This is a genomic window from Glutamicibacter sp. AGC84 (assembly GCF_053543575.1).
In genome coordinates this window covers 76648-81673 of the sequence record NZ_JBLVOC010000001.1, presented here as the reverse complement: position 1 = coordinate 81673, position 5026 = coordinate 76648, and the positions used below count along the sequence as shown (strand labels likewise).

Annotated in this window: 5 protein-coding genes and 1 pseudogene; 3 read left to right on the top strand and 3 right to left on the bottom strand. The window is 59.7% G+C overall.

Annotated elements, in window-relative coordinates; genetic code table 11:
• Window positions 1–132 precede the first annotated feature (132 nt).
• The gene (locus tag ACNPN0_RS00440) at window positions 133–282 is read right to left on the bottom strand and encodes a hypothetical protein (protein WP_448938824.1); all 150 of its coding nucleotides are present in this window, start codon (window positions 280–282) and stop codon (window positions 133–135) included.
• A 480-nt stretch (window positions 283–762) separates the two neighbouring features.
• Here ACNPN0_RS00440 and ACNPN0_RS00435 point away from each other — a divergent pair.
• A pseudogene (locus ACNPN0_RS00435) lies at window positions 763–942 on the top strand (NADP-dependent isocitrate dehydrogenase); the annotation flags it as partial.
• 192 nt (window positions 943–1134) lie between these two features.
• On the opposite strand, the gene ACNPN0_RS00430 reads toward ACNPN0_RS00435, so the two are convergent.
• Window positions 1135–2130 (bottom strand): hypothetical protein, encoded by a 996-nt coding sequence (locus ACNPN0_RS00430; protein ID WP_448938823.1) that lies wholly within the window; start codon window positions 2128–2130, stop codon window positions 1135–1137.
• Between the two features lie 224 nt (window positions 2131–2354).
• Between ACNPN0_RS00430 and ACNPN0_RS00425 the strand changes: the two genes are divergently transcribed.
• Window positions 2355–2714, top strand: a complete 360-nt coding sequence (locus tag ACNPN0_RS00425) for a hypothetical protein (protein WP_448938822.1) — start codon at window positions 2355–2357, stop codon at window positions 2712–2714.
• Window positions 2715–2774: 60 nt separating this feature from the next.
• Window positions 2775–3374: an RNase H family protein gene (locus ACNPN0_RS00420; RefSeq protein ID WP_448938821.1), complete on the top strand. Its 600-nt coding sequence runs from the start codon at window positions 2775–2777 to the stop codon at window positions 3372–3374.
• A 19-nt stretch (window positions 3375–3393) separates the two neighbouring features.
• On the opposite strand, the gene ACNPN0_RS00415 is transcribed toward ACNPN0_RS00420, so the two are convergent.
• Window positions 3394–4926: a deoxyguanosinetriphosphate triphosphohydrolase family protein gene (locus tag ACNPN0_RS00415; RefSeq protein ID WP_448937350.1), complete on the bottom strand. Its 1533-nt coding sequence runs from the start codon at window positions 4924–4926 to the stop codon at window positions 3394–3396.
• Window positions 4927–5026 lie beyond the last annotated feature (100 nt).

The window sequence follows — 5026 nt, the reverse complement described above, 5'->3', positions numbered from 1 at the left end:
AGTTTTGGGGCCAGCTGCTTTAACGCGCGATGAAGCTATGGGTGCCGAACATCGGGATTGACTGCATGTGGAGATGCCCCCGGCCGTCAGTTCCTCGTTGGTTGTTCCACTAGTGCGGCAGCAACTGGACAATCATTTTCCGGGTTTCTTGCGATTTTCGCCGTTGATTCCTGAAATCCCTGGAGCTGATAGTGGACAGGTTAATTCCGTTTTCAGGAAATTGCCCGGGCCATTAAGGGCGGTGAATGATTGCATGAATTCTGGCGGCAGGCCAGTATCCATAGGGTAAGTCGGAGGCAATGCGAACTGGTTACCAACTGGCAAGTAGCAGTCGCTGGTACGGCAGTCAAGAATTCTAATGTAAATCGTACGTTGCTTCCGTGTAAAAAGTTTCTAATATTCTCTAAATTTGCTCTTGTCAGAACTATGTTGAGTTAGTGTTATACGTGTCGGAACGAGTCACTCGTACCAACACGAAACATAGATAAGACGAAAATGAATGAGGTAATTTGATGTTGAGCGAACTTCTTGCAGCCTTGGTAGAACTTATCCGCAGCCTGGGTCTCTAAGCTTCAGACCTCGGTCATTGAATCGATGCCATTGATCGCCACTCGTGAAAATGAGTGGCGATCAATGAATTTAACACGGCAAATCAATGCCTTGCTTGAACGGATATGCCGGATCAGGAGTTCGACTTGCGGGGAGTATTCCTCAATGAATCCTTTTGGCAAAAGAATCCATTATTCAATATGTTTCGCGCCGCGCGACTACCTGACCGAGCTATTCCCGATGGTGGAACTGGCCATCTCGGCCAAAATCCTGTCGATCGATCTGCTGCTGGCTCGCGTCGGCCTGTTCGAGACCGGCGCTGGCGGCTCCGCTCCGAACCACGTGCGGCACCTGGTATCCGAAAACCACCTGCGCTGGGATTCGCTGGGCGAGAACTAGCAGGCCATGGTGGCCGAAGCCTGGGGCCAGGCCGTGGACATCACCGGCTGCTACCGTCCGGAGGAGGCTAAGTTTCGGCCGTGATGCGCCCGGACCGCCACGCTGAACAAGGCTCTGGAACTGCTGGTCAAGTATCCTCCTGAGTTGAACAGGCAGGCGCCGCCCGAGAGGGAGGAGCCTGCCTTTTTAACGTTCAGTGGGCGTTTCCGCCAGCGGTGCTGGGAAGGTCGCAACGACCCCAGGTTCGGCGCGTTCTGCGGCCCGGTCCAGCAACGCGGCCACGATCTTCCGGTCGCGTCCCAGATCGCGCTCGATCTTGCCTCTCTTGTTCTCGAAATCCCGGTAGTCGATAACCAGCAGCGTCAGCCCGTGCTGTGGAATCAGCGCCGCCTTGCGGGCATCGTAGAGTTTGCGCTGCGGTCCGCGCAGCATGCCGGTGGAAGTTAACTTGTTGTCGAAGAACGGGACGGCTTCCGAATGCTGCCGCTCGTGGTACTCCACCACCAGGCCCAGCTCCTCGAAAAAGCCATCAATCGGCAACGCCTTGCGTTTGCCGTTCTTCAGAGATGGGTCGCCGCGCAGCCAGTCGAAGGTCTGCTGGCCGGTGCACTGCAGGCCCAGCATGTGGGAGCACAACTCCAGCACATAGTGCTCATCGCGCTGTCCAGGCTTGGCCGGCACCGGGGGTACTGCGGGTTCCGGACGATAGGTCGGCGGTGCCGGGAAGCGGCGGCGGCTGCCCCACCCCAGTTCCCATCCCTCGGAATCATCGAAGTAGTCCGCATACGCCACCGGCAACTCGTCGAGCCGGGTGACCTGCGAGAGCAGCTGAGCGTACCAGCGCACGTAGTCCAAGTTTCCGGTCTCGCCCGGGGTGCTGCGCTGTAATGAAGGCATGGCTTCGAGGATTGCTTCGGCGACGCTGACGCGGCTGACATCCTCGGGCATCTGCACGTCGTTGTTGAAGACATTGGCCCCGGCGGTGCTGTAGACGCAGGATTCCTCAGAATTGAACGGGTCGCCGAATTTGTCCTCGGGGTTCCATTCGGTGACGTTGTGGATGACGATCCGCCACGCGGTGCCCGAGGCATTGATGCCGGGCAGGATCCGCAGCCCGGGGTAGCCCAGCCGGTGAAGCAGGCCGACTGCTTCCATGATTCTGAGGGGAAGTTGCGAGTCCACTGTGCTCCTTGCCGTGGGGTGATGTTCTTACCACGATCATGGCATGGAGCACCGACAATTCGACCTGGCGATCGGGCAGGCGCGAGACCGAGCTCGCCGTGACCCCGGCCCTTCGAATGCCGGGCGCACGGCGGACCGATGCCCGGACCCGGGGCTAAATCGTAGGTGCCAGTCGATAGGATCGCCTGACATCAACAAAACAGGCAGGAGGAATCTCAATGCTGGTGTCAGTTCCACGTCCGCAGATGCCCATTGCGCTCGATCCGGATGGCGTGCGGAGATTGGCCGGTGCACAGCGGCAGCCGCAGCCTTCGCGGCTGATCGCCGTTCTCGAACGTTCAGCGTTCATTCGCGATGCCCACGGGAAGAAGCAGCAGTACGTTCCATTTGCGGAGCGGATTGTCGAGGAAAAGCACCTCGCCCAGCGAAGCACGCACGGTCTCCACTTCGATTTTGCACTGACCTTGTGCGATTTCGTGAACCGTCCATTGCTGACTCTCACGGGTACTGCTGTCAACGGGGAATTGGACCAGGCCATCCTGCAGGCTATCGCGGAGTTCTCCGGTACCTGCAAAATCTCGTAGCCGTCATCGATCGACCTGTTGGTCCCGGACTATGACGACCTCGGAATGGCAGAATTATCGATGAATCCCGTTTTCTGCCTCAATCCGTCGTGGCAATTCGGGCTGGATCTCGGCGTTGCCAACGAGGTCAATAGCCAGGCGCTGGCCCCGCTGGTACAGGACTACACGGCGAACCTTCCAGTCATTGCCTATACAGACGGTTCGGTGCCGCGGAACAGGAAGTTCCGCAGCGCTGGAGCGATGGTGACCTCGCAAGGACATTGGGCCTGCGCAATTTCGCCGAAGCACTACGTCCAGGACACCCTGCTGGCAGAAACCACAGGCGCCCTGCTGGCGCTGACCCACACGCCGCTCGATTCGGACCTGACCATTTTCAGCGACAGCCGTGCCCTGGTGAAAGCGGTCAATGATCTTGTGCAAGAACGGCAGCGCACTGTGAAGGTGCATCATGAGCTGCGCGAGAGTCTTGAACTTCGTACCGGGCGCACCCGAGCCCGCTGGGTTCGAGGGCACGATGGAAATCGGCACAACGAAGCGGCCAACCGGATGGCCATCCTGATGTCGCGGCATTTCAGCGCCCGGATCAATCCGCAACTGACACAGTCAATGATGACGAAGATCGTGCTCGAGGAGCTGTCCCAGCAGGCTCTCGCGGCATGAAACATGCCGCACCCGGCCGCTAGAGTCCGCGGCCGGCTTCCCAGAGATTGTCCGAGGTGCCGGTTAGCAGCGAATTCAACGAGACGGCTTGGGCATCGGTGAATGAAGCAATGTAATCGACGATGGCCCGGGCCTGGCCCAGCCGTTGGATCTCTTGCGGACCGGACTGCGAGAACAGCTCCGGGGTGCTCTCGCGCAGTTGGCGGTATTCCTCAGTGGTAGCTTCCACCGAGTCCAGCAACCGTCGCGGTGCACGCCCTGCATCCTCCGGATCATTGAGCCAGGTGTTGAAGCCTTCTGCCAGGGAACGGATAATTCGCGTTTGCCCACGCTGGTATACCGCCAGGTCTGAACGGTCCAAGACGAAGCGGGCATGGACGAACTTGAGTACTACGACGTCATGCCACGCTTCATCGCTCAAGCGGATATGGCCGCTGCGCACATTAGGCGTGCGTTCAACGGTGATCGATTCCTGCAACCGGTCAATCCATCGCCGGGTGAAGGCGGTAACCGCACGGTCCGCCTGCAGGCCGCCGTCGTAGGGAACTGCGAGCAAGCCATCGACGAGGTCATGGCCGACCCGTTGCACCGAGGCGCGGAATGCGTCTGGATTGGCAATCCAGGGATCCTTCGCCAGGACATGGCGCCACGTAATTTCCAGCGCGTGGCCCGGCTGCCGCTGGTCCAGCTCTGGAGCCTTCAGGGCCTGGAAGCGCACGGACTGGTCCAGCCACGCTCGCAGTTCAGCGGAGACGCTGGTGTATTGCAAGATGCCAGCTCGATAGAAATCATCGAGGTCATGAACCGCGTAGGCGATATCGTCTGCGATATCCATAACCGAGCTTTCCAGCGTCTGCTGGTATTTTCCGATGCCCGGGAAGACCGACAGGACGTCGTCCATTTCCTCGGCCTCGATATCGTAGGCCGAATACTTCATGGCGCCAGCAGCCGGACTCGCGCCGACGCCGCGGGGGAGCAGCTCCGGAGCGACCGGGGCCTGGCTGCGCCATTCATTGCGCGTCCAGGGGTATTTGAGCACTGCCGCGCGAACCGCGCGGGTCAGGTTCATGCCACGCGGTGTGGCATCGCAGCTATCGAGGGCGGTGAGGATCCGAAAGGTCTGCGCGTTGCCTTCGAATCCATCAGGAAGCCCCAAGGTATCGCGGGCGACCCGGTCGAGTTCCTGCTCTCCCAGATGCCCGAAGGGCGGGTGGCCCAGATCGTGGGCCGCTGCAGCTGCTTGGACAACTACCGGGTCGCACCCTCCTAAATCGGAGATTAGTCGCCTAGTAGGTTCGTCACGCCTTCGGAGGCCGATGGCGATGGAACGGGCCACCGCCGAAACCTTCAGCGAATGGGTCAATCGGTTGTGGACCAGGGTGCCTGAGCCTGCCTGGGGAATCACCTGCGTCACCGAGGACAGCCGGGAGAAGTACGGGGAGAAGCGGATGCGCTCAATGTCTACGCGGAACTCATCTTCACCGGTGCGATTCCGTTCGGCGATCGCGCGGTCGCGGCCGCCGGTCTGATGTGTCTGTGCTCTAGTTTCCATCGTATGAACTAGCCTAGGCGATCGAGCAAGAGAAGCCACGCGAATTGGTGCAACTTCGTTTCGGGGCGACGAACGTCCAGCGCCGTGGCAGTTGCGCATG